Below are 19,339 nucleotides of genomic sequence, written 5' to 3' on the forward strand. Positions count from 1 at the left end.
ATGTCCAACAGCGTCAACGAAGAATTCGCAACCGAGCGTGCCGGTCAGTTAGAAGCTGCCCGCAACTGGGCGGAGTCGCTGGAGGCCCGAGTGGCCGACGGAAGCGTGGAACGCCTGGCTGACGGGCGCTACCGAGTGCTCTCCGGCTGGGACGCTGGGGAGATCCTCAGCTCCCGCGGCGTCCCGCAACACGGTCTTGACCTGTCGCGGGGAACCGCCGCCCTGTATTCGGCGGTCCCGGCCTGGCACAGCCTCGGCAACGTCATCCCTGGCGGTACCGACGATATCGACAAGGTCCTGGAACTCGCCGGAATCGACTACGAGGTCGCGACGGTTCCAGCTACGTACTGCTGGGAGGGCGAGTCCCGCGAGCACCAGGGCCTCTTCCACACGGTGCGCGCCGATACCGGAGCTTCTCTCGGCGTCGTAGGCCGGGGCTACGAGGTCATCCAGAACCGACGTTCCTTCGAGTTCCTCCAGGAACTGGTCGGCGACTCCGGCGTGACCTGGGAATCAGCCGGAGCCCTGCGCGGTGGCAAGAAGGTCTTCGTCACCCTGCGCCTGCCCCACCACGTAACCGTCGACGCCCAGGGCATCAACGACCGGATCATTCCGTTCATCGTGGCGATCAACAGCCACGACGGACGCTCGCCGTACCAGGTTGTGGCAACCCCCTGGCGACCGGTCTGCGGAAACACCGAGCGCCTCGCAGTGCAGGACGCGCTCACCCGCTGGAGCATCCGGCACACCCGCAGCGCGGTCGACCGGATCCGGGAAGCCCGCCGAACTCTCGGCCTGTCCCTCAAGTACTACGACCGGTGGGCGGACGAGGAGACCGCGCTGGCCCGCACGAACCTCGCGATCGACGAGTTCAACGAACTGATCGACACGCTGTGGCCTGCGGACGACACCGCTACCGCACGTTCGACGCGAACCCGTGAAGCACGTCGTGAGCGACTCCACAGCCTGTTCGCGGACGAGGCGGAGCGAACCGGTCGCACGGCCTATGCCGGTGAAAGAGCCGTCACTGAATACATGGATCACTACGCGCCGATCCGTCCGAGCGCGGCCTCGGGCGTGAAGGACAACGCACCGGCCGCCCGGGGCCTGCGGCTGCTCGAAGGTGCCGACGACGAAGTGAAATCCCAGGCTCACCGGCACCTGACGCTCCTCCGTCGGAGCTGACCCCCTGCTGCCCGAAAGGAAGGAAGATGACCAACGACAACGCTCACCTTCGCCGCGTGGCGGAAGCGGTCGATCGCTATGGCCATGCTGTGCAGTACGTAGGGGATGGTCGCGCTCCCTACGCCTACACGGTCGGCCTGCACACCGGCCCCGATCGTGGCTACGAGCTCGCGCTCTCGGGGCTGGACGTCGAGATATCGCACAACGTGCTCAACTCCTTCGCCGTCATGCTCGCCGACTCCGGTCTCGACCCCTTCGACCGGCTGGAAGTCAAGGGCCTCTTACGGCGCGGGCTCGCGCTGAGGTTACGGCCGGTGAGCCGTCCGGAGGACTTCGCGATCGTCCATGCTCTCTACGGGGTCACTCCTCCGGCCTGGCAGATCCTCTGGCCGGACCAGCGCAACCAGTTTCCCGGCGATGCCCACTGCCTCTTGTCCGAGGACGCGCAACCACTTCTGTGACGCGTCAATGCTGATGCGGTATGCGCCCTCGGCCGGGCAGTTCAGCTCGTCATGGCGATCCTGCGCGGCGCAGCCGAGAGGGCTAACCTCCTAGTCCAGCAGCTTTCGGACTGCGCCGCGGTCAGGGATCCTCCGGGCCACGGCAGGTGACCCGCCGCACTGAGGGGCCCTCGGGCTCCCGGGCGGGAGGCTGCCGACGAGCCTGGAGGTGGGCCTATGGAGATCGACCTGAGCACAGCGCGGGAGACCGTCAAGAGACTGGCCGACGCGCTGGAAGAGCTCGACGGCACGGTGGTGGACGAAGCGCCCACCCGCGCCGGCCAGCGGCAGCGCACCGAAGTGAGCCGCACGTTGCAGTACCTGGCGCACCTCGGCGACAGGTCCTCCGTAGAGATCATGGATGCCTACTACGCCTTCAAGCGTCGGGACGAGTCGACGGGGGAGTGAGGGCTCGGTGAACCACGAGACCGAGTCCCTGCTTCGCGACGTCACAGAACGGCTGGAGCGTGCCATCCATGACCGTGAATGCCCGGCTCTGGCCGCGCTGCAAGGCGACCGGACTCTCGTGCTCTCGGACTACGACTACCTGCGTGACGAGGCGACGGCCACCGCTTTCGAGAGCCGGGCCGCCGCGTGGGCGCGAGAGATCCACACGGTCCGCTTCGTTTTCGCCGTCCCCCAGGTCTGGCTCGTCAGCGTGGACATGGTGGAAGCCCGCGCGGTCTCCAACCTCCCGTTGCGTGAGGGTGAGCACGAGGTCATCGCCTGGTTGAGCTTCGACGCGGGCGACGGCGTGGACTACGGCCTGGTGCCGTACACGCGTCGCCCGAGCGGGGAGCCGGTCTTCGCGGACGCCGAGGTGTTCACCGTTCCAGTTCAGCCCTACGACGAGGCCCCGGGACGAATCCTGCTCCGCGCTCTGACGGCCGAGCCCGATGCGTGATGCGTCTCGGCCTCATCCCTGGCCTGGTCTGGTCGCGCCGGCGAAGTCGTCGCCCCGGTATCGATAGGGCTCGATCCTGATGGACTTCCCCGGCTTGGGAGCGTCGATCATCTGCTCGCCTCCCACGTAGAGACCGACGTGGTGGATCCCGCCGTTCGGGTTGCCGTAGAAGACGAGATCGCCGGGCTTGAGGGCGCTCCCCGAGGGCACGTGCGGTCCCGCGTCGAACTGTGCCTGAGCGGTGCGCGGCAAGGTGATGCCCGCGGCGGCGTAGGCGGCCTTGGCGAGACCGGAGCAGTCGAAGCCCGCATCTCCCGAGCCGGGGCCGTTTCCGCCCCACTGGTACGGCAGACCGAGCTGGCCTTCGGCGTAGTCGACCGCTTCCAGCGCGGCCGAGGTCGGGGCGGTGTCCGCGCCGAACCCCTCACTGCTTTCGTACGCCTGCGCTTGGGCGAGGACGTCGGCGACGTACCAGTCGGCGTGGTTGTACGCCCAGATCGCGCCGGAGATGTCCTTGCCGTTGCGGGCGCCGGAGTCGCACAGGTACGCGGCGGCGGCGTAGACGGCGTCGTGAGGGTCGTAGGGGGAGGGCGGGCTGTTCCCGCCCTCCGGCGGCGGGTGCTCGGCGACGACTTGCCGGAAGGTGGGGAGCAAGAACTGCATGGGCCCGCGTGCCCCTGCGGAGTTGGTGCCGTTGTGGACTCCAGGGAGAGCTGAGCGCCCGTGGTCGGATTCGATCTTTCCGACGGCGGCCAGGAGGGACCAGTCCAGGCCGGGGCAGGTGGCGGCGGCCTCCATGTACAGGTCGAGGAAGTCAGGCGGAATGTCCGTGATCGCGCTGGCGCTGGGCTGGGTTCTACCGTTGCCCGCCAGCAGTCCGCCGATCCCGGCCGCGCTGAGGACGACGGCGAGGACCAGGGCGCCAAGGAGCACGGCGGCAGATTTGCCCACTCCGGGTCATCGCCCTGGTCGTCGGGACTGTGGAGTGGGGGAGAGCGGGGACGGCGACAGCAACTCGTCGGCGGTGGAGGCGCCGTTCGTCGCGGTCGTCGCCGACGAGGAACTCGGGGGCGAAAGGTGTGGCCAGGCACGTCCGAGTTCGGCGAGGCGAACGCGCCGCACCGGCGGCGACCCGGGGAGTAACGGCTGCCATGGGGCCGATGACGGGTCGGCAGCCTGATCGTCGAGGGAAGCGGCGTTGGAAGTGGCCACCGGCACCAGCGACGGGTCATCAAGGGCCGAGAGCGCCGCCGTGAGGGCGCGACGAACGCTGCTCTCCCGGCGGGGCGTGGGCACCCAGATCAGGACGGGAGTGGTGATCCCGGTCGTCGCGGCGAGCCTGGCGTAGGCGGGCAGCTTGGCGCCGACACGGTCCGGGCGCTCGGTGCCGAAGTCGAATTCGAGGAACCACTCGAACTCGATGCCCTGCTCATGCCAGCGGCCGTAACCGTCGGGCCGGACGATGTCGCCGAAGTGCCTGCCGCACCGGGCCTCCGACCACCAGGCGGTGAGCCGGCCTGGAGGCTGGACCTGGCGGGAGCGGGCGATGAGGGCGGTGAAGAAGCCGTTGGTGCCGACGGTGTGGGCTAGGCGGAGCGAGTGGGCGATGCCGATCGTGCGGTCGTGCCGGTATCCCAGATCGCGAAGCTCCAGGCCGTTCTCGCGAGCCAGGACCGTGGCGCCGGCGACGTCGAGGACGTAGTGCATCGGGGCGGCACCCGAGGTGACGAACGGCTGGAAGCGGTCCAGCAGCCGCCACTTGTAGAGGTTGAGGAGCCGCAGGTTCGCCGCGCGGACGGAGGGCCAGGCCATCTCGGTGATCTGGTGGGTGGTGAGGACCTTGTGCTCGTAGAGCATGCGGGCCAGCCAGCGGTCGCGGCCGGTGAGCCGGGTGGCGAGCTGGGCCACGTATGCGCCGCTGGCCGCTGCGCGGTGGTTGGTGCGCTGGGGACGGTGGCCTCGGAGCGCGCGTTGCGGTGTGGGATTGGTGATCATGTGTCGTTCTCACCTCCGGTGAGACGGGCGAGAGAGAGCCGTGCGTGTGCTTGCGGTGGTGCCAGGAGGGAACGGTCGTACGTCCCGGTGCTCACCTCGCGCGACGCGGGTCTTCGACCGGCTGCTCGCGGCGTTTCCCGGATTTCGGGACCGGTTTGGGGCGGGCGTTGTAGCGGGCGGCCGTACGGATCCGCCGGGCCCGGCCGGGGACAGGCGGAGGCAGTTGCTCGGTGACCGCGGTGAAGGCGGGGGCTTCGGCCCCGCCGGTGACCGGGCGGACCGCGGCGTGGAAGGCGTCGAGGTGGGAGAGGTCGTGCTCGGTGAGGCGTGGCTGGGTGTGCCGGGCCAGGTGGCGGGCGTCTTCGGGCGAGGAGTTGAAGAAGATCTTGGTTCGCGCGTTGGTACTGGTGCCCTCCTCGACCTCCCTGGGGAGCTGTCGGAGGTACTGGTGGGCGAGCGTCATCGAGAGCCGGTAGCTGCGGGCTTCGGCGAGCATGTCCTCCAGCGGGTAGGGGAGGGTGAGGAAGTTGTGCGCCTCATCCAGGTACAGGCCCGCGTCCCGGCGCTGGCTCTGGGCGGTGCTGGCGCGCCGGGTGGTCGCCTGCCAGGTGCGGGCGACGACGAGGGAGCCCATCAGCCGGGCGGTCTCGGTGCCCAGCGCGTCTTTGGCGATGCGCACCAGACAGATTCCGCCATCCAGCACTTGGTCCATGTCGACGGTGGAGGCCCCGTCGGCCAGGGCCGCGCGCACGAACGGACGCAGCAGGAAGCCGCGGAGCTTGTTCATCAGTGGCGCTGTGACCTGGCTTCGGGCAGGTCCCGACAGGTCGTCGTACCAGGTCCAGAAGCCTCGGAGCACGTCGTCGTGGATCTGGCACACCGCGCGTTGCCGGAACGCGGGGAGGGACAAGAGCTTGGGCAGGTCGGTGAGGACGGGCGTGCCCGGCAGCGCGCGCAGGGTGAGCAGCCCGGCGCGCAGGATGTCGTCGGTACGCGGTCCCCAGGAGGAGGCGTACACGCGCGAGAAGACCGACACCAGGTTGTCCACCGTGCGTGCGGCGTCAGCACCTTCGAGGGGGTTGAGGATGGGCGGACGGCTCTTGCTGTCGGCGTCGAAGAGCACCACCTTCTCGCCGAGTTCTTCGGGGAGGCGCATGAGCACGTCGGTGACGAGGTCGCCCTTGGGGTCGACGACGACCAGACCCCGCCCGGCCTCGGCGTCGGCGAGGATCATCCGGGCCATGAGTTCGGACTTGCCCGAGCCGGTGGCGCCGAGGATGTGCAGATGGTGACGGGCGTCGGGCACGCGCAGACCGACGGGGCGGGGGCGGCCGGCGTCACTGAGGCCGATCGGCCGGACAGCCGGGCCGGTGGTGACGACGCCGGGCGGAGGGGGCACAGCCCGTGCACCGGCACGCTGCAAGGCGGGGACCGCCTCGTCCCACGGCAGGTGCGCGAGCGAGGCCAGCTCGGGGATCGACAGCAGGTCGCCGTCATCGAGGCGGCGTTCGGTCACGTGGCGCAGCGGGCGACGGAGACGGGCACGTCGGTAGTAGTTGTGCTCGGTGTAGGCGGCGAACGCGGAGGCGATGGCATGCCCTCGGCCTCGTAGCCGGTCACGCGTGGCGGCGCGCCCTTCGTCGCCCTGGCCCTCGGGCACGGGTGCGGTGATGACGTAGCGGATGCGTGTCTCGTACGAAGCACCGCGCTGCTTGGCCACGATCACCCGGTCTTCGGAGGTGGCTTCCAGCGCGGCCTGCCGGTTCACCGCCGACGTTGCTGGGATCACCGGGCGGTGGCTGGGGTGAAGGCCCGGGGTGATCAGGTCGAGCAGACGGCCGACGGGCCGGGTGGAGTGGCCGGTGCGCATGCGCCGGGCGGCTCGCCGGGCCTTCTTCACCCGGCGCCCCGTCACCGGGCGGGCCAGGATCTGGACGACGACCTCCTCGTGGGGGCCGAGACCGCTGGGTGCCCCGAGGAGCGCGCGAATCGGATCGGAGGGGAAGTCCGTACGGATGGGCAAGGCTTCTTCGCGAGCTAACCGCAGCTCGCCTCCCACGGCTTCTCTCTCCCCCTTCGAGCCGTGGGCTACCGGGGGAGGGGCCGGTGCGGTACGGGTGTGGGCTCCGGGCCATGCCGCCTCGATCGCCCGTTCCACCATCCCGGGCGGGACGAGGCCGGGCACCCACACGCGGATACGGATGGTCTCGCGGTCGAAGACGTACTCCCAGGCCACATGAGGCTGGCTGGCCAGGCGACGGCGCCAGGCCGGACGTAACAGGCCCAGGAGGTTGGCCCACAGCGCGCCGGCACCGGTGGGGTCGGCTGTGGGCGGGGTGAGTACGGAGACGAGACGGGTGTTGGCGTGCATCTGGTGGCGGCAGCGACGCCGCCACCACCAGCGCATCCACGCCAGTGCGACGGAGATGGCCGCCAGGGCTGATACCACGACCGGAGCCCAGGTGGTGAACAGCTCTGTCGCGTGGCCGAAGAAAGTATGCAGGGCGGCTGCTGGGTCTCGCAGGTAGGTCTGTAGAGGGCCAGGTACAGGTGAGGTGTCGCTTGACGTCGAAGCGAGGGCGTGGCGGATGGGCATGACCGAGGACCTCCGGAATGGTGGAGGAAGGAGCCGTACGGCGGAGGACGGGGCCGTATCGGCGAGGTGGGCGATGTCACCCGAAGCACGCTGCGAGCGCTTTGGCTCGATGAGCACGCCCGTCGACGCGCTTGCCGCTCCGGCCGATGTTGAGAGCAACTTGAACGTCGGCGGCTACCCAGATCACGGGTGCGCTGGACTCTAAGGTCCGGAGGGCCGGAGGCTAGAGAACGAAGGAATTGCGGTATCAACCACGCAGGGTTGACCTGGCGCCCCGTGCCCCACACATGATCCGACCCGATTGCTCAGAAGGCTGACGCTGCTCCTCGTGCGGGTCGCCTGCTCCCGGTCGACGGTCGCGTGACGCCGGGAAGGCGCGGGGCGTTAATGCTCTCGACGCGCAATCCGATCTGAACGTTGACCCGTTGGTGCCTCATCCGGACGCAGTGGAGGTTATCAACGGTCGCCATACCCGTAGGGATCAGATTAGCTACGCCGTCCCCCCCCGAAGGTCTCCAACTCCAGCGGCGCATCCGCCGATACCACGCGGACCACGGCATCTAGCACGGCGACATCATCGTCACAGCACTCGACGCATTCCTTCGCGCTAAGGGCTACCTCCTGACCTCGCCCCGCTCAAGACCGAAGAACAGTGATCACCCCCCCGGCTCCCCCGATGCCCTGGGCTTTGGGCGAGTCAGTGAAGTCCTCGAAATGTCCAGGTACCCAGCCTCCGAGTCGCCTTCCGCGTCCGCGCACCGGTCGCTGTCAGTGGTCCCTCCTATCCTGAGTTGACCTGGAACAGGCGTGAAGGACGGAGGATCACTCCATGGGGTGGGACAACAACGCGTGGCCTCGGCCTCGCAGATCCGGCCAGACTACGGCGGGCACTCCGGTGTCCTTCGTGGAGCATTGATCAGATGCCGCAGCGCAGCGTCCAGCAGCGGGCTGGGTTCCGGGGCGAGGCGTTCGTAGACAAGGCTGTCTCCGACGCTGGCCATGTATGGAACAACACCAAACGTGACTTCGCCATCGACGGGCAGATCGAGTTCGTGGACGCTGATCGGGAAGTCACCGGTGTTGCCGTCCCGACCCAGGTGAAGAGCACTGAAGTCGGGTTTCGGGGCGTGACCGAGAACGAATTCAAGTTCACGTGCAAGGCCGACCACATCGCCTACTGGCTTCGGTTGGGCCGTCCGGTCGTGCTCATCTGCGTGGACCTGCGCGTCCAGCAGGCGTGGTGGAAGCGCGTCGACACCTGGTTCGCCGACCCTGAACGCAAGGCACGGAGAATCGTTCAGTTCGACAAGGCCGCGGACCGCTTCGACCTCGATGCCTTCAGCCGACTGTCGGCCCTCGGCGTGCCTGCCGGAGAGCCGCTGCCACGGCTTGAAGGAAGCGAACAGCTGGTCTCGAACCTCCTCACGGTGGAGGGCTTCGCACCGCTCATCTATGAGGCATCCACGCCGTGTCGTGACCGGGGTGATGCCTGGGAGCGGATGCGCTCGAACGGCAACCAGTTCGAGAGCGGCTTCGTCCTGGCCGCTGGGCGGATCTTCTCGCTGTGCCGACTGGACGAGGGCCCGCTCGCCGTGCTGTGTGACGGGCCGGTCACCTCCATCCCGACGCAGAACTGGTCAACCGCCGAGGATCCCGACTTGCAGCGGCGCTTCGTTTCCCTGTTGAACTTCACCCTGCGCTCTGCCCACCATCCGGAGCTGGTGTGGCATCCCACGAAGAAGATCGTCTACATGCAGGCCCCGCCGGACCGATCCCGTCGGAAGATCAGAGGCCGCTACCGGGGCAGTCGCGGGCGAGCCTTCTTCACTCCGTACTTCGGCAAGGATGACAAGGCCAAGATCAGCTTCTGTCGTCACTACGCTGCCAGCCTGTATTTTCGCCGCTGGAGCGAACAGTGGTTCCTGGAGATCAACCCCACCTATCACTTCACCATCGACGGCCGACGCGACTCGCTGTACGACGCCGAGTACGTCCAGAAGATGAAGCGGCTGGAGCGCAACAACGCCGTCTACCAGCTCGTACGTGCCTGGGCCGATTACCTGCAGGGTGATGACACCCTGTTCGGAAGCCGTGATGAGCGCATCCGATTCGGCCAGCTCCTGCAGCTCGACTGCGATGCCGCCATCGACGAAAGTGTCTGGATCGCACCAGAACCAGCGCCGAAACCGAGCGTGGACGGGCTGGCCGAGGGACTGTGGGAGCTGCCGCGATGAAAGCGTCAGTGCTGCACGAGCCGGAGTTGGAGTTCCGCGCAGGAAACCGCCACATCGACCCCCGCTACGGCATCAGCGTGTTCGGCCCCGTCGACGCCGACTCCCCCACCGGACCACACCGGATCCCCATCGCCCTGGTCGGCCCCGCCCATGCGGTCGACGGCATCCGAAAATGGCTCCAGCACTGCAAGAACTACATCGAGGCCAAGGACACCAAACCGGGCCAGGAGAACCTGCACCAGCCGTTCCCCGGCTTCAGCACCGACTCGCCCTTCGGTGCCGAACTCGTCTTCGACGATGCCCTCGTCCGTGAAATCCCCGAACGCCAACTGCGTCGCTTTGCCCGCGCCGACACAGCCTCCGCCACCAAAGAAGCAGTCGCTCTCTACGCCGACGCCGCCCGGGCCCTGGCCGAGACCGGACGCTGCCGCGTCGTGGTCTGCGCCCGTCCAGAGGAACTCCAGGATCGCGAAGAGCACCCGTCGTCGGAGGAGACCGCAGCCGACCCGGAAGAGGACCAGGACAAGCGGGAAACCGGACGCGACTTCCACGACCTGCTCAAAGCCACCGCGCTCACATTGCCGGCACCTCTGCAGCTGATGCGCAAGGAAACCTGGACTGGGATCCCCAGCAGGATCAACGGTCAAAAGGTCCGCCCCCTGCAGGACGAGGCCACCCGGGCCTGGAACCTGCACACCGCCCTGTATTACAAGGCCGGAGGGACCCCGTGGCGCATGCAGCGTCACAACTCCGACCTGGCCACCTGCTATGTCGGCGTTAGCTTCTACCGCAGCGCAAGCGGAAACGAGCTGCACACTGCCATCGCCCAGGTGTTCAACGAACGCGGCGACGGCGTCGTCGTCCGCGGTGGCACCGCGAAGATCTCCAAGAGCGATCGCCAGCCCCACCTGACGCACTCCGATGCCCGGCAGTTGTTGCTGGACGCGCTGACCGAGTACCGCACCACCCACGGCCACCAGCCCGCGCGCCTCGTCGTACACAAGACCTCGAACTTCACCGCCGGTGAAATCGACGGCTTCCACGAGGCTGCTGACCTACGCGACATCGACCACGTCGACCTGCTGTGGATCCAGCGACGCGGCGCCCCGCACCTGTACCGCACCGGGCAACTCCCACCACTACGAGGCACCAGCGTCCAACTGGGCCCGCGTTCCTTGCTCCTGTACACCCGCGGCTCAGTACCGTACTTCCGGACCTACCCCGGCCTGTACGTCCCCCAGCCCTTGCTGATCCGACCCGCAACGCACAGCACAGATCTGCTGACCGCCGGCACCGACATCCTCGCTCTGTCCAAGATGAACTGGAACAACGCCCAGCTCGACGAGCGCGATCCCCTCACCCTGCGCACCGCCTACCGGGTCGGTTCCATCCTCAAACATGTCCCGGCCGAATCTCGAATCGCGACCCGCTACGCCTACTACATGTAGCGCTCATGAGCACCGCCCTCAGATGCGATGAGCAGGCCGAGCCCATCGGTGGCGATACCCCGCTCGCGGCCCCGGCTCTTCTTCCCCGGATCCAGCTCGGCCGTCTCCTTCGGTGCGTTGAGCGAGGTGTGCACGGTCTGGCTGTCCATCACGATCGCGGACGGTACCTCGCTCCGGCTGCGGTCCTCGCGGGCCTGTCAGCGAGACAGGTCATGGATCGCCTGGCCGGTGCCGTCGTCCCGCCACTGGGCCGCCTCGACGAGCCTGCCGGTGCGAGCCGTCGATCACCGCCCGTGACCAGCCCAGATGCCCCGCCCGGTGCAGTTCGGTCAGCAACACCTCGTGCAAGGCATCCCACACCCCGGCCTGGTGCCAGTCCCGCAGCCGCCGTCAGCAGGTCATGCCGGAGTCGAAGCCCAGTTCCTGCGGCAGTCAATCCCACTGGATGCCGGTGTGCAGTACGAACAGGATGCCCTGCAGGCACCGCCGGTCATCCAGCGGCAGGCGACCCGGATGGAACCGCCGACGTTGCCGCACCGGCAACAACGGCTCCACCTGCTCCCACAACTCATCCGAGACCACCCACGGCGGTGCCTTCCCCATACCGCACCCAACAGCAGGCAACTGAGGCCGACACGGACACACCGACACCATCAGCCCCTTGCGTCAACTCCTCTTAACGGGAGGAGTCGACGACGCAGCAGAAGCAGCCCCAGCCGCGAGGCCGCGTCGGGCTCGGCCAGCAGGACTTCGTGGAGTCGCTCATCCGCGCAAGCCGAAGGTGCGTGGGGCAATGCCGGGCCATCGGCAGGGTCCGCTTGGTCAGGATGAGGGCGTAGTAGTCAGTTGCGGCTGCATACCGGCAGGGATTGCTCCGTACTCAGCTCTTGAAGTTCTTTCAGTTGAACATCGAGTGCCTTCGGCTCAACGAGATATTCCAGCACCGCCTGGTGGAAGGCATCCCGCATGGCACGGGGCATCGCGTCGGAGGCGTCCCAGCAGCGAGGGCGTTCCTGCTCGCCGCGCAGGATGTCGCCGATCTCCTCTCGTGCCCCGTTCTGGCCGCTGTTCGGCGCCGTTTCCTTGTTCGCCGTGTAGTCGGGCAGCGCGGTGCCCGGGTCGGCCAGATAGCGGATTAGCTGGCGCGCCTCCTCGGTCGGGTTCAGCAGGGCGGCGAGGTCACCGGAGACTTCCCAGGCCCCGGCGTCCGGGCCGGCATCGGGAACGATCTCGGAGAAGTGGAGGTAGCCGCCGCCCTGCTGCCGCCAGTGGTCGGCGCGGAAGGACCCCTGGTGTTCCAGGCGCCGGACCGCGCAGTCCTCCCCGAAACCGGTCGTCAGTGCCTGGTCGTCCAAGCCTTCGCCCGCGCCCACCATTTTGCCCCAGGTCGTCCATGCCTTCCGTACGGTGGGGTGAGTCCACTTCAGCTTGCCGTTGGCCCATTTTTCGTACGCTCGGGGTCCGGATTGCTGGAGCAGGATGTCCTCCACCCAGTCAGTGCCGGGCCACCCGGAGGTCGCGCCGGACTCCATGCCCAGGCACCACCGTTCCGGGGCGATAGTCGACCCTGCGGTGGGCCGGTCGCCCGCATACCACACCAAGCTCTTCAGGCCTGTCTTGACCGGCAGCCAGTACGTGTGGCGGCCCTCCCTCTTCGGAACCGCCACCTTGGGGACCCAGATCCCGTCGTAGTGCCGGGTGTCGAACACGCCGTCCAGCGGGTGGAGCCGACCGTCGATGGCGTATGACAGCAGTTCGCCCGGGCCGGGCAGCACTGCCACGTCCGGGGAGCCGCCGACCGCCGTGTCGGCGGCCAGTACCTGGCTGAGCGCGGAGCTGCCCTGGTAGACGACATCGATCCGGTAATTCTCCTCGAACGGCTCGATGACGTTTTCCTCGAACTGCTCGCGCTCCGTGCCGCTCCAGTTGGCGAGCAGAGTCACCGATCCCTTCCATGCCTGTGCCCAGCGCACCCCGACGAGCACTCCGGCGCCGAGCAGGACCATGCAGACGCAGAGAATGCCGAGAGTGCGGGGCCGTGGTCGTCTCACCGGGCAGCTCCCAACCGGTACTCGGCGATGCGCGGCCACAGTCCCCACACCGTCAGTGCCATCACCAGGACCCCTCCCAGTAACAGCCAGCCGGACAGTGACACCCAGAACCCTGCATTTGCCAGCGCGTCCTGTATCTGGTCGGTTGCCTGGGAAATCTCTTCAGGATCCTTCTTCGGTATGCGGATCGCCTCGACGCCTTCGGTCATCGCGCGCTGTGCGGTACGCGTGATCCAGCCCAGCACCGGCACCCCGAGCGCGCACACCACGATGGCGGCGAGCAGCCACACCTGCACGGGGCGTCGGAAGCGCCGCCGCAGGAACCGCTGGGCATCCAGCAGTGCCAGCAGCAACACGACGGAGAGCGCCGCGACCATGCTCCACCCGAGCCACAACTGCCAGGGGAAGTCCGCCTGCCGCTCGGCCACCTTGAGCTGCTTGTCGCGCAGGATTTCAAGGCGGCTCATGATGTCCCCCTCGGTTCCGGGTGAGGATCGGAGGCCGAGTACCTCTTCCGCGTAGTACAGGTAGGCGTCGTTCAGTGTCTTGCGGTCCTCTTGGCCCCACCGCTGCACCCAGGCCGAGTAGACGGCGATCAGCCCGGTGATCGTCTGCAGGTCATGGCGGCCTTCCACGCCGATGACGTTTTTCGAGGCGGCCAAGGCGAGGCTTTGGTGTGCGACCGAGATCTGAGTGTGGAACTCGCCGCTCATGTCGCCTTCCGGCCCGCTGTCGCGGACCACCTGGTGTGCTGCGCGGAGCGCGTTATGAGTGGTGTCGACGGCGAGGATTCCCGGTGTGCTCGACGAGGACAATGGCACGGTGTCGTCGTGCACGCCGCGGTAGGCGAGGAACAGGACGAGGGTGGTCGCGACCACGAGCGTCAGCAGCAGCCAGAGTCTTCGGGCCAGCTCCTGGCCGGTGGTGCTCACGGCTGCCCCGCGAAGTGGTGGCGGCAGGTGGGGCAGAACCGTGCGGTTGCCGGTGCCTGGTGGAGGCACTTCGGGCACTGCACGGTGGCTGTGCTCCCTGGCCCCGTGGCGCCGGTGGTGCTGCTGGGACCAGGGCCGTAGGTGCTGTGGCTGCTCGCGGCGATCAAGTGCTCGAAGTCGACGGCTGTCACCCTGGAACGCAGTCTGACCTGACCGGCCGGTGCGTCGTCGATCGCCACCAGCCTGGCCAGCCTCTCAAGGATCTGGTCGGCCCCCATGGCGTGGGCGATCTGCACGGCCCTGCCGAGGTGCTGCTCCGCCAGGTCGCGCTTACCACGGCGGTACGCGTCGGTCGCAGCCGCGACGATCTCGCCGAGCCGCTGGTGCTGCTCGAAGTGCTCGACCTGAGCGTCGGTCTGCGCGGACAGTGCGAGATCGTCGGTCCAGTGCACCACGCAGGGCTTCGGTGGCGGCAACCGCGCCTCGGTGCTGCCGGGTATGTCGAGGGCGATCACGGCGAGCTGGAGGTCCTCACGGCGTGGGCGGCCAGCCGGGTCGACGGACAGGCACAGGTGGTAGCGGCGGGTCTCATCTCCCCATCCGCGGGTGACGAACCGCTGGGTCGAGCCCTCGGGGGACAGTTCGGCCTCGGCCGGATAGACCTGCTTGAGATAGCGCACGATGGTCCCGGCCATCGGGGTGACAGAAATCGCCAGTTCCGGCACGGTCTTGGCGAGCAGACGGCCGATCAGCTTCTCGTACTCCGCCACAAGGGTCTCCTCCTCGCGCACTGCGGAGGCGCTGCCGTGCAGTTGGCGGGTGATGTCCAGTAGCTCCCGGGCATCCCAGCCCTCGCCGATGCCCCACGCGTCACAGACGAAGCGTCTCGCGCAGGTCTCCAGGACCCCCGCCAGCGGCATCCGCTTGTCGTGCTGGTTCTTGCCGTCGGTGAGCAGCAGCACGTGCCCGAAAGGCGCGTGCTGCTGCTCCAGAAGCTGACGGGACAGGTCCAGCCAGGCGCCGATGCAGGTGCCGCCGGCCGCGACCAGATGGCTCACGGCCTGATTGGCCGCCGCCCGGCTATGGTCATCGGCCGGGACCATCTCCGGGGTTTCGGGGTAGATCATGGTTGCCTTCTCGGTGCCCCCGACCACCGCGAAGGGGGTTCCGTCGGGCAGGATCCGGATCGCCGCCATGGCCGCCTGCCGGGCGGCGTGCAGCTTCTGCTCCGGGTAGGCCATCGAGCTGGAGCAGTCCAGGGCGAGGACCTGCGCGAGGACAGGGCCGTGGCCGCCCGCCTCGGTGCCGCTGACCTGGATGCTGAGGATGGCGTGCATCTGCGGGTCGCTCGCCTTGCTGGTCAGGTACTTCGACTGGCTGATCTGCAGCTCAACGGTGATCTGTCCGGGCGACTTGCCTGCCATGGGCTTTGCTGTGTCCACTATGTCGGTGCTCCTCGCCATCGTCGTCGCCCCCTCATGCGCCGCCGTCCGGGCAGCAGGTCCCGAAGCCCGGGAGGTTCAGGGAGTACCGCGTAGGCCCGGTCCAGCAGATCGCCGCGCTCGCCGGCGTTGCCCGCCTGGTCCGCGAGCCGCTTCAGCGACCGGGACAACAGCGTGGCCAGTTCCTTGGGGGCCTCCTCGGGGCCGAACAGCTCACCGGCGGGAAAGCCGGTTCCCCATCCGTCCGGTGGACGGCAGGCGAGGGCGTGTTCCCGCAATTCGGTGGCCAGCCGGTCCCAGGATTCGCTGCCCTCCCAATGCAGCCCGGCCAGCCGCGTGGCTGCCTGGTCCAGGTCGGAGGCAGCGGGTCCGGGCCCACCGGGCAGTCGGCCGACCAGCAGCCGGACCACGGCGACGCGCGCGGCGTCGTAGTGCCGTGAGGTCGTCGGCACCTCGTCGAGCACGGCGACGGCGCGGCCCCGCTCGCCTCGGCGCAGGTGGATGCGGGCCAGTCCGAAGGCGGCACTGCCCTGGGTGGGGTCCCGCCGCCGGACGGCCTCGTAGTACTCGGCTGCAGGGCCCTCACCGTCCTGCTCCATCGCGCTCTGCGCCGAGTCCTGGTACTCCGTGCAGTACCCGAGGGCCAGCTTTGGTGCGGACTCGCCCGGGAGTGCGTAGTAGACAGCCGCGAACTCGCCATCTGCCTCGTGCACCTCGCCACGCATCAGGTGGACCAGGCCCCGGTGCCAGGAGATCCGCCAGTCGTAGGCGTGGCTGAGCTTCTTCGCTGCCTGCAACCGCTCGTCGGCCTGGTCCGTCTCCCCGGCTTCCAGATATGCGCGACACAGCCACAGGGCGGCCTCCACGGTGCGCAGGTTCGGGTCCAGTTCTGTCCGCTTGGCGATGCGGTCCGGGGTGTCGGCGGCGAGTCTGTCGAGCAGTACGGTGGCCTCGTCCTCAGTGTCAGGGATCGGGACGGGCAGGGCCAGGGCCGCCTCGCGGGGGTCCGGGGGGCTGGTCGGCAACTCCGGGGCCTCGGTTCCGGAGCGGCGGGTCCAGTGCGTCAGTTGCGGGACCGTGCCGAGCTCGGCGCCGAAGACTGCGGCGGTCGGTTCGAACCGAGTGGACCGCTCCGGATACGGCTCGTGCCCGCTGAGCGCTTGGTGCTCGCGCAGCACCTCCCACAGTTGGCGGGACATCTCGGCCGCCGAGCCGAACCGGGCATCCGGATCCGAATGGGTGGCGCGGCGGATCAGCGCGTCGAATGAGCGGGCGGCGAGTCCGACGGGCTTGGTGGCGCATTGGGCAAGGGGCCCCAGGGTCCGGCCGACGGTGAACAGGTCGCTGTCGATGTGGAAGCCTCGCTCGTCGAGTTCCTTCTTGCCGGGTGAGAAATCGTGCGTGTAGGTCAGGGTGGAGGTCCGGTCACCGATCGGGCGGATGGCCCCGAGGTCGATGACTTTGATCCGGCTCCCGTAGTGAATGACGTTCTCGGGTTTCATGTCGCAGTACAGCAGGCCCTGGTTGTGCAGGTACTCCAGGGCGCCGAGGATCATGCAGCCGTAGGTGATCACATGCCCGAACTCAAGAGGGCCACCGAGCAGGTGGGGCAGCTTCTCATCCTGGGCGCCCCGGATCCAGGCGAGCGAGCGACCGCCGACGTACTCCATCACGATGTAGCCCGTCGGTTCGGGGTCTCCGGGCGCCTGGTGCTGGACGTAGGTGATGATGCGGACGATGTCCGGGTGGTGCAGTGTGGTGAGCGAGCGGCGCTCCTCGACGGCCTTCCGCCGGGCCGCAGCATCACCGGCGTTGATCAGCCCTTTGAGGGCGACGTGGAGATCCGGCACCCGGGTGTCCTCGGCCAGGTAGATCCAGCCGTGGCCGCCCGCCGCGAGATAGCCGAGCACCCTGTAGTGGTCGTCGACCAGGTCGCCGGGGTGCAGCTTCGGCCGGAACGAATATTCCGTACCGCACTGTGGGCAGAAACCCTGGTCGGGGGCGGGGCTCTCGCCGTCGTAGGAAATCCCAATGACGCCGGTGCAGTTGTCCACGCCGCAGCGCCGGCGGCCGCTGAGCGGCCAGGCGGTGGTGCTGGCGGCTTCCGAGGGGTCTGGGGAGGGGAGATACGGCAGCACCGGCAAGCCGTCGCGGTCCAGCTCGCCACCATCCGGGGCGGAGGAGCAGCGTGCGGACCCGGTTTCCTTGGTCGCAGGCTGATCCGGAGCTGGAGCGGACGGAGGCTCGGGGACGGGGCGGCGCAAGCAGGTGTCGCAGAAGCCGGTCACCATGATGTGTCCGCCCTGGCAGCCGGGCCTGACGCATACCTTGGCGGTCATGTTTATGACCGCCCTTGGTGGCCGCGCCGCCGCCCGTCGCGATCGTCGACCTCGCGCGTGTAGGCGTCCACCGCCGCCTCGGCCGTCCGCACATGGCAGGGCCTGGTCTGGAGCAGAGCGTGCGCCTCCAGGTAGAGCGCGTCCAAGAACGGGTCTTCTTCGCCTTGGGTCAAGTACTGGTGCAGGAGCTGGTAGCCACGCAGGCGTCCAATGAGTTCGTCGCGCCGGTCCCGGAGCCGGCCAAGGTGCTCGATGTACTTGGCCAGCCGGGAGGCGGCCCGTTCGGCCAGCCGCTCGTAGCGGTCCAGGTGCGGGCCCTGCCCCGGGGTTCCCTCCGTGCTGGTGAGGTCGGTGAGGGCGGCATAGGCACGCGTCAGGTCTGGGGGCTGGGCGTCGTCGGGCACCACCACACGCCGGAGTTCGCGCAGGGCCTCGGCGAGCGGCCCGGTGATCTCCTTCAGCCGTTCGACGAGCTGTGCGCGGCGCGCGGGCTGGGCCAGCAGTTCGTAGCAGGCGCGGTCGTACAGATCACCGGTCGCACGAAAAACGAGCAGTAACCGGCTGCCCCTGGCGCACAGCACGCCCAGCAGATCGAGGAGAACAGGCGGGTCTACAGCTCGGTCGACACCGACGACCACGAGCTTGAGGCCGACCTTGGCGGCCCGAATCCGATCGGCTGCGGAGTCCGTCGGGTGCGGCCACAGCCCCATCCGCTCTGCGATCCGTTCGGAGATCTGGGCGCAGGTGAGCCCTTCCGCATCCACCGCCAGATCGTGGCCGCCAGCCAAGGGGACCGTGCCCGGTGGGTCATTCGAGGTGCGGCCCAGAGACGCGCGGGTGCGTAACTCCCGGTCGGCGAGGGTGATGGCACGGCGCAGCGTGGCAGCCCGGGCGCCGTCGCCAGGCAGGACGACACTGATCTTCACCTGCGGCCCGTCGCCCCGCATCCAGGCGGCGAGGCGCTGGGCGAACGGTTCGTCAAGCAGGCACTCGGAGGCGTCATCGTCGGTGGTTCTGAGCCGGTCGTCGACGGCGGTCCGGCCCACCGTGAACGCGTGGACATCGGGAAGGTGGCGGACGATGGTTTCGGCCGAGGCCATGAAAGAGTTCAGGGGCTCGCCGGACTCCTGCTTGTTCAGCACTATGCCGAAGACCTTGCCGGTCTGGCTGTCGGCGACACCGGCGCCGCTGCACCCGTAGCTGGGCAGCTCGCCGGGGCTGGCCGGGAAGAGCTGTCCCTGTCCGTCGCGACCGCAGCAGCCGACAGCGGTGGCCCGGAGCCAGATGCCGCCGTTGTGGTCCCTGGGAAAACCGTACATCTGCACTTCACGGTTGAGTACGGAGAGCCGATGCAGCCGCACCGCGTCCTCGGGGGGCCGCGGGTGTTCCAGCCTCAGCAGCGCGACGTCCCCGCTAGGGTCGTTATCGGCGTCCAGGTCCTCCGGCACATAGGCACTCGTGATCACTCGGGCGGTCACCGAGGGAACCCTGGGATTGGCGGCTCCGACGAACTCCGCAGTGATCCGTTGCCCCGCATCGTCCACCACGTGAGCGCAGGTGAGAACCCGATCAGGGCTCAGCAGAACGCCAGCCCCCACGATTTGCCCGTCCGTCCCCCGGATCCGCACGGCCCACTTCGGCGTCTCCATCGACGAGGCGGCTCGGGCGCCCTCGTCCACAGCCATATCGGAACTATACGGCGCCTGCCGTCGC

The 19,339-nt window shown here is 68.4% G+C and carries 16 protein-coding genes; 6 read left to right on the plus strand and 10 right to left on the minus strand.

Annotated elements, in window-relative coordinates:
* From ACWGJ2_RS01010 to ACWGJ2_RS01025, 4 genes are all read left to right on the plus strand, one after another.
* The gene (locus ACWGJ2_RS01010; protein WP_453343770.1) at window positions 1-1,185 is read left to right on the plus strand and encodes a DUF932 domain-containing protein; all 1,185 of its coding nucleotides are present in this window, start codon (window positions 1-3) and stop codon (window positions 1,183-1,185) included.
* A gap of 26 nt (window positions 1,186-1,211) precedes the next feature.
* Window positions 1,212-1,646, plus strand: coding sequence for a DUF4262 domain-containing protein (locus ACWGJ2_RS01015; RefSeq protein ID WP_453343771.1), 435 nt, complete (start codon window positions 1,212-1,214; stop codon window positions 1,644-1,646).
* 216 nt (window positions 1,647-1,862) lie between these two features.
* Window positions 1,863-2,093, plus strand: a complete 231-nt coding sequence (locus tag ACWGJ2_RS01020) for a hypothetical protein (RefSeq protein WP_453343772.1) — start codon at window positions 1,863-1,865, stop codon at window positions 2,091-2,093.
* 7 nt (window positions 2,094-2,100) lie between these two features.
* Window positions 2,101-2,589, plus strand: coding sequence for a hypothetical protein (locus ACWGJ2_RS01025; RefSeq protein WP_453343773.1), 489 nt, complete (start codon window positions 2,101-2,103; stop codon window positions 2,587-2,589).
* A 12-nt stretch (window positions 2,590-2,601) separates the two neighbouring features.
* Here the strand turns inward: ACWGJ2_RS01025 and ACWGJ2_RS01030 are convergent, their stop codons facing one another.
* The 3 genes from ACWGJ2_RS01030 to ACWGJ2_RS01040 all read right to left on the minus strand — a co-directional run bounded on the left by ACWGJ2_RS01030 (window position 2,602) and on the right by ACWGJ2_RS01040 (window position 7,033).
* On the minus strand, window positions 2,602-3,522 hold the full coding sequence (locus ACWGJ2_RS01030) for a C40 family peptidase (RefSeq protein ID WP_453343774.1): 921 nt from the start codon (window positions 3,520-3,522) through the stop codon (window positions 2,602-2,604).
* A 24-nt stretch (window positions 3,523-3,546) separates the two neighbouring features.
* Entirely contained in the window at window positions 3,547-4,584 is a 1,038-nt protein-coding gene (locus ACWGJ2_RS01035) for a replication-relaxation family protein (protein WP_453343775.1), read from the minus strand.
* 91 nt (window positions 4,585-4,675) lie between these two features.
* The gene (locus ACWGJ2_RS01040; protein ID WP_453343776.1) at window positions 4,676-7,033 is read right to left on the minus strand and encodes a type IV secretory system conjugative DNA transfer family protein; all 2,358 of its coding nucleotides are present in this window, start codon (window positions 7,031-7,033) and stop codon (window positions 4,676-4,678) included.
* Between the two features lie 1,067 nt (window positions 7,034-8,100).
* Between ACWGJ2_RS01040 and ACWGJ2_RS01045 the strand changes: the two genes are divergently transcribed.
* Window positions 8,101-9,414 (plus strand): DUF4365 domain-containing protein, encoded by a 1,314-nt coding sequence (locus ACWGJ2_RS01045; RefSeq protein WP_453343777.1) that lies wholly within the window; start codon window positions 8,101-8,103, stop codon window positions 9,412-9,414.
* A complete protein-coding gene (locus tag ACWGJ2_RS01050) occupies window positions 9,411-10,862 on the plus strand; it encodes an argonaute/piwi family protein (RefSeq protein WP_453343778.1) in 1,452 nt (483 codons plus the stop codon). The genes ACWGJ2_RS01045 and ACWGJ2_RS01050 overlap by 4 nt, the downstream gene beginning before the upstream one ends.
* Here the strand turns inward: ACWGJ2_RS01050 and ACWGJ2_RS01055 are convergent.
* The 7 genes from ACWGJ2_RS01055 to ACWGJ2_RS01085 form a co-directional block, all read right to left on the minus strand.
* Window positions 10,853-11,014, minus strand: coding sequence for a hypothetical protein (locus ACWGJ2_RS01055; RefSeq protein ID WP_453343779.1), 162 nt, complete (start codon window positions 11,012-11,014; stop codon window positions 10,853-10,855). The genes ACWGJ2_RS01050 and ACWGJ2_RS01055 overlap by 10 nt on opposite strands.
* Window positions 11,015-11,294: 280 nt before the next feature.
* A complete protein-coding gene (locus ACWGJ2_RS01060) occupies window positions 11,295-11,444 on the minus strand; it encodes a transposase (RefSeq protein WP_453343780.1) in 150 nt (49 codons plus the stop codon).
* Window positions 11,445-11,704: 260 nt separating this feature from the next.
* A complete protein-coding gene (locus ACWGJ2_RS01065; protein ID WP_453343781.1) occupies window positions 11,705-12,868 on the minus strand; it encodes an extracellular solute-binding protein in 1,164 nt (387 codons plus the stop codon).
* Window positions 12,869-12,909: 41 nt separating this feature from the next.
* On the minus strand, window positions 12,910-13,845 hold the full coding sequence (locus ACWGJ2_RS01070; protein WP_453343782.1) for a hypothetical protein: 936 nt from the start codon (window positions 13,843-13,845) through the stop codon (window positions 12,910-12,912).
* A complete protein-coding gene (locus ACWGJ2_RS01075; protein ID WP_453343783.1) occupies window positions 13,842-15,287 on the minus strand; it encodes a VWA domain-containing protein in 1,446 nt (481 codons plus the stop codon). The genes ACWGJ2_RS01070 and ACWGJ2_RS01075 overlap by 4 nt, the downstream gene beginning before the upstream one ends.
* Window positions 15,287-17,626 (minus strand): tetratricopeptide repeat protein, encoded by a 2,340-nt coding sequence (locus ACWGJ2_RS01080; protein WP_453343784.1) that lies wholly within the window; start codon window positions 17,624-17,626, stop codon window positions 15,287-15,289. Before ACWGJ2_RS01080 ends, ACWGJ2_RS01075 begins: the two co-directional genes overlap by 1 nt.
* 2 nt (window positions 17,627-17,628) lie before the next feature.
* Window positions 17,629-19,311 carry a trypsin-like serine peptidase gene (locus ACWGJ2_RS01085; protein WP_453343785.1) on the minus strand — a complete coding sequence of 561 codons (1,683 nt, stop codon included), beginning with the start codon at window positions 19,309-19,311 and terminating at the stop codon, window positions 17,629-17,631.
* Window positions 19,312-19,339: the final 28 nt, after the last annotated feature.

Source organism: Streptomyces sp. NPDC054796 (assembly GCF_053611545.1).

What these genes read in the sequence shown, in the direction of transcription:
- ACWGJ2_RS01010 (WP_453343770.1), top strand. Translation starts at nt 1, where the DNA reads ATGTCCAACAGCGTCAACGAAGAATTCGCAACCGAGCGTGCCGGTCAG.
- ACWGJ2_RS01015 (WP_453343771.1), top strand. Translation starts at nt 1,212, where the DNA reads ATGACCAACGACAACGCTCACCTTCGCCGCGTGGCGGAAGCGGTCGAT.
- ACWGJ2_RS01020 (WP_453343772.1), top strand. Translation starts at nt 1,863, where the DNA reads ATGGAGATCGACCTGAGCACAGCGCGGGAGACCGTCAAGAGACTGGCC.
- ACWGJ2_RS01035 (WP_453343775.1), bottom strand. Translation starts at nt 4,584, where the DNA reads ATGATCACCAATCCCACACCGCAACGCGCGCTCCGAGGCCACCGTCCC.
- ACWGJ2_RS01045 (WP_453343777.1), top strand. Translation starts at nt 8,101, where the DNA reads ATGCCGCAGCGCAGCGTCCAGCAGCGGGCTGGGTTCCGGGGCGAGGCG.
- ACWGJ2_RS01050 (WP_453343778.1), top strand. Translation starts at nt 9,411, where the DNA reads ATGAAAGCGTCAGTGCTGCACGAGCCGGAGTTGGAGTTCCGCGCAGGA.
- ACWGJ2_RS01065 (WP_453343781.1), bottom strand. Translation starts at nt 12,868, where the DNA reads ATGGTCCTGCTCGGCGCCGGAGTGCTCGTCGGGGTGCGCTGGGCACAG.
- ACWGJ2_RS01080 (WP_453343784.1), bottom strand. Translation starts at nt 17,626, where the DNA reads ATGACCGCCAAGGTATGCGTCAGGCCCGGCTGCCAGGGCGGACACATC.
- ACWGJ2_RS01085 (WP_453343785.1), bottom strand. Translation starts at nt 19,311, where the DNA reads ATGGCTGTGGACGAGGGCGCCCGAGCCGCCTCGTCGATGGAGACGCCG.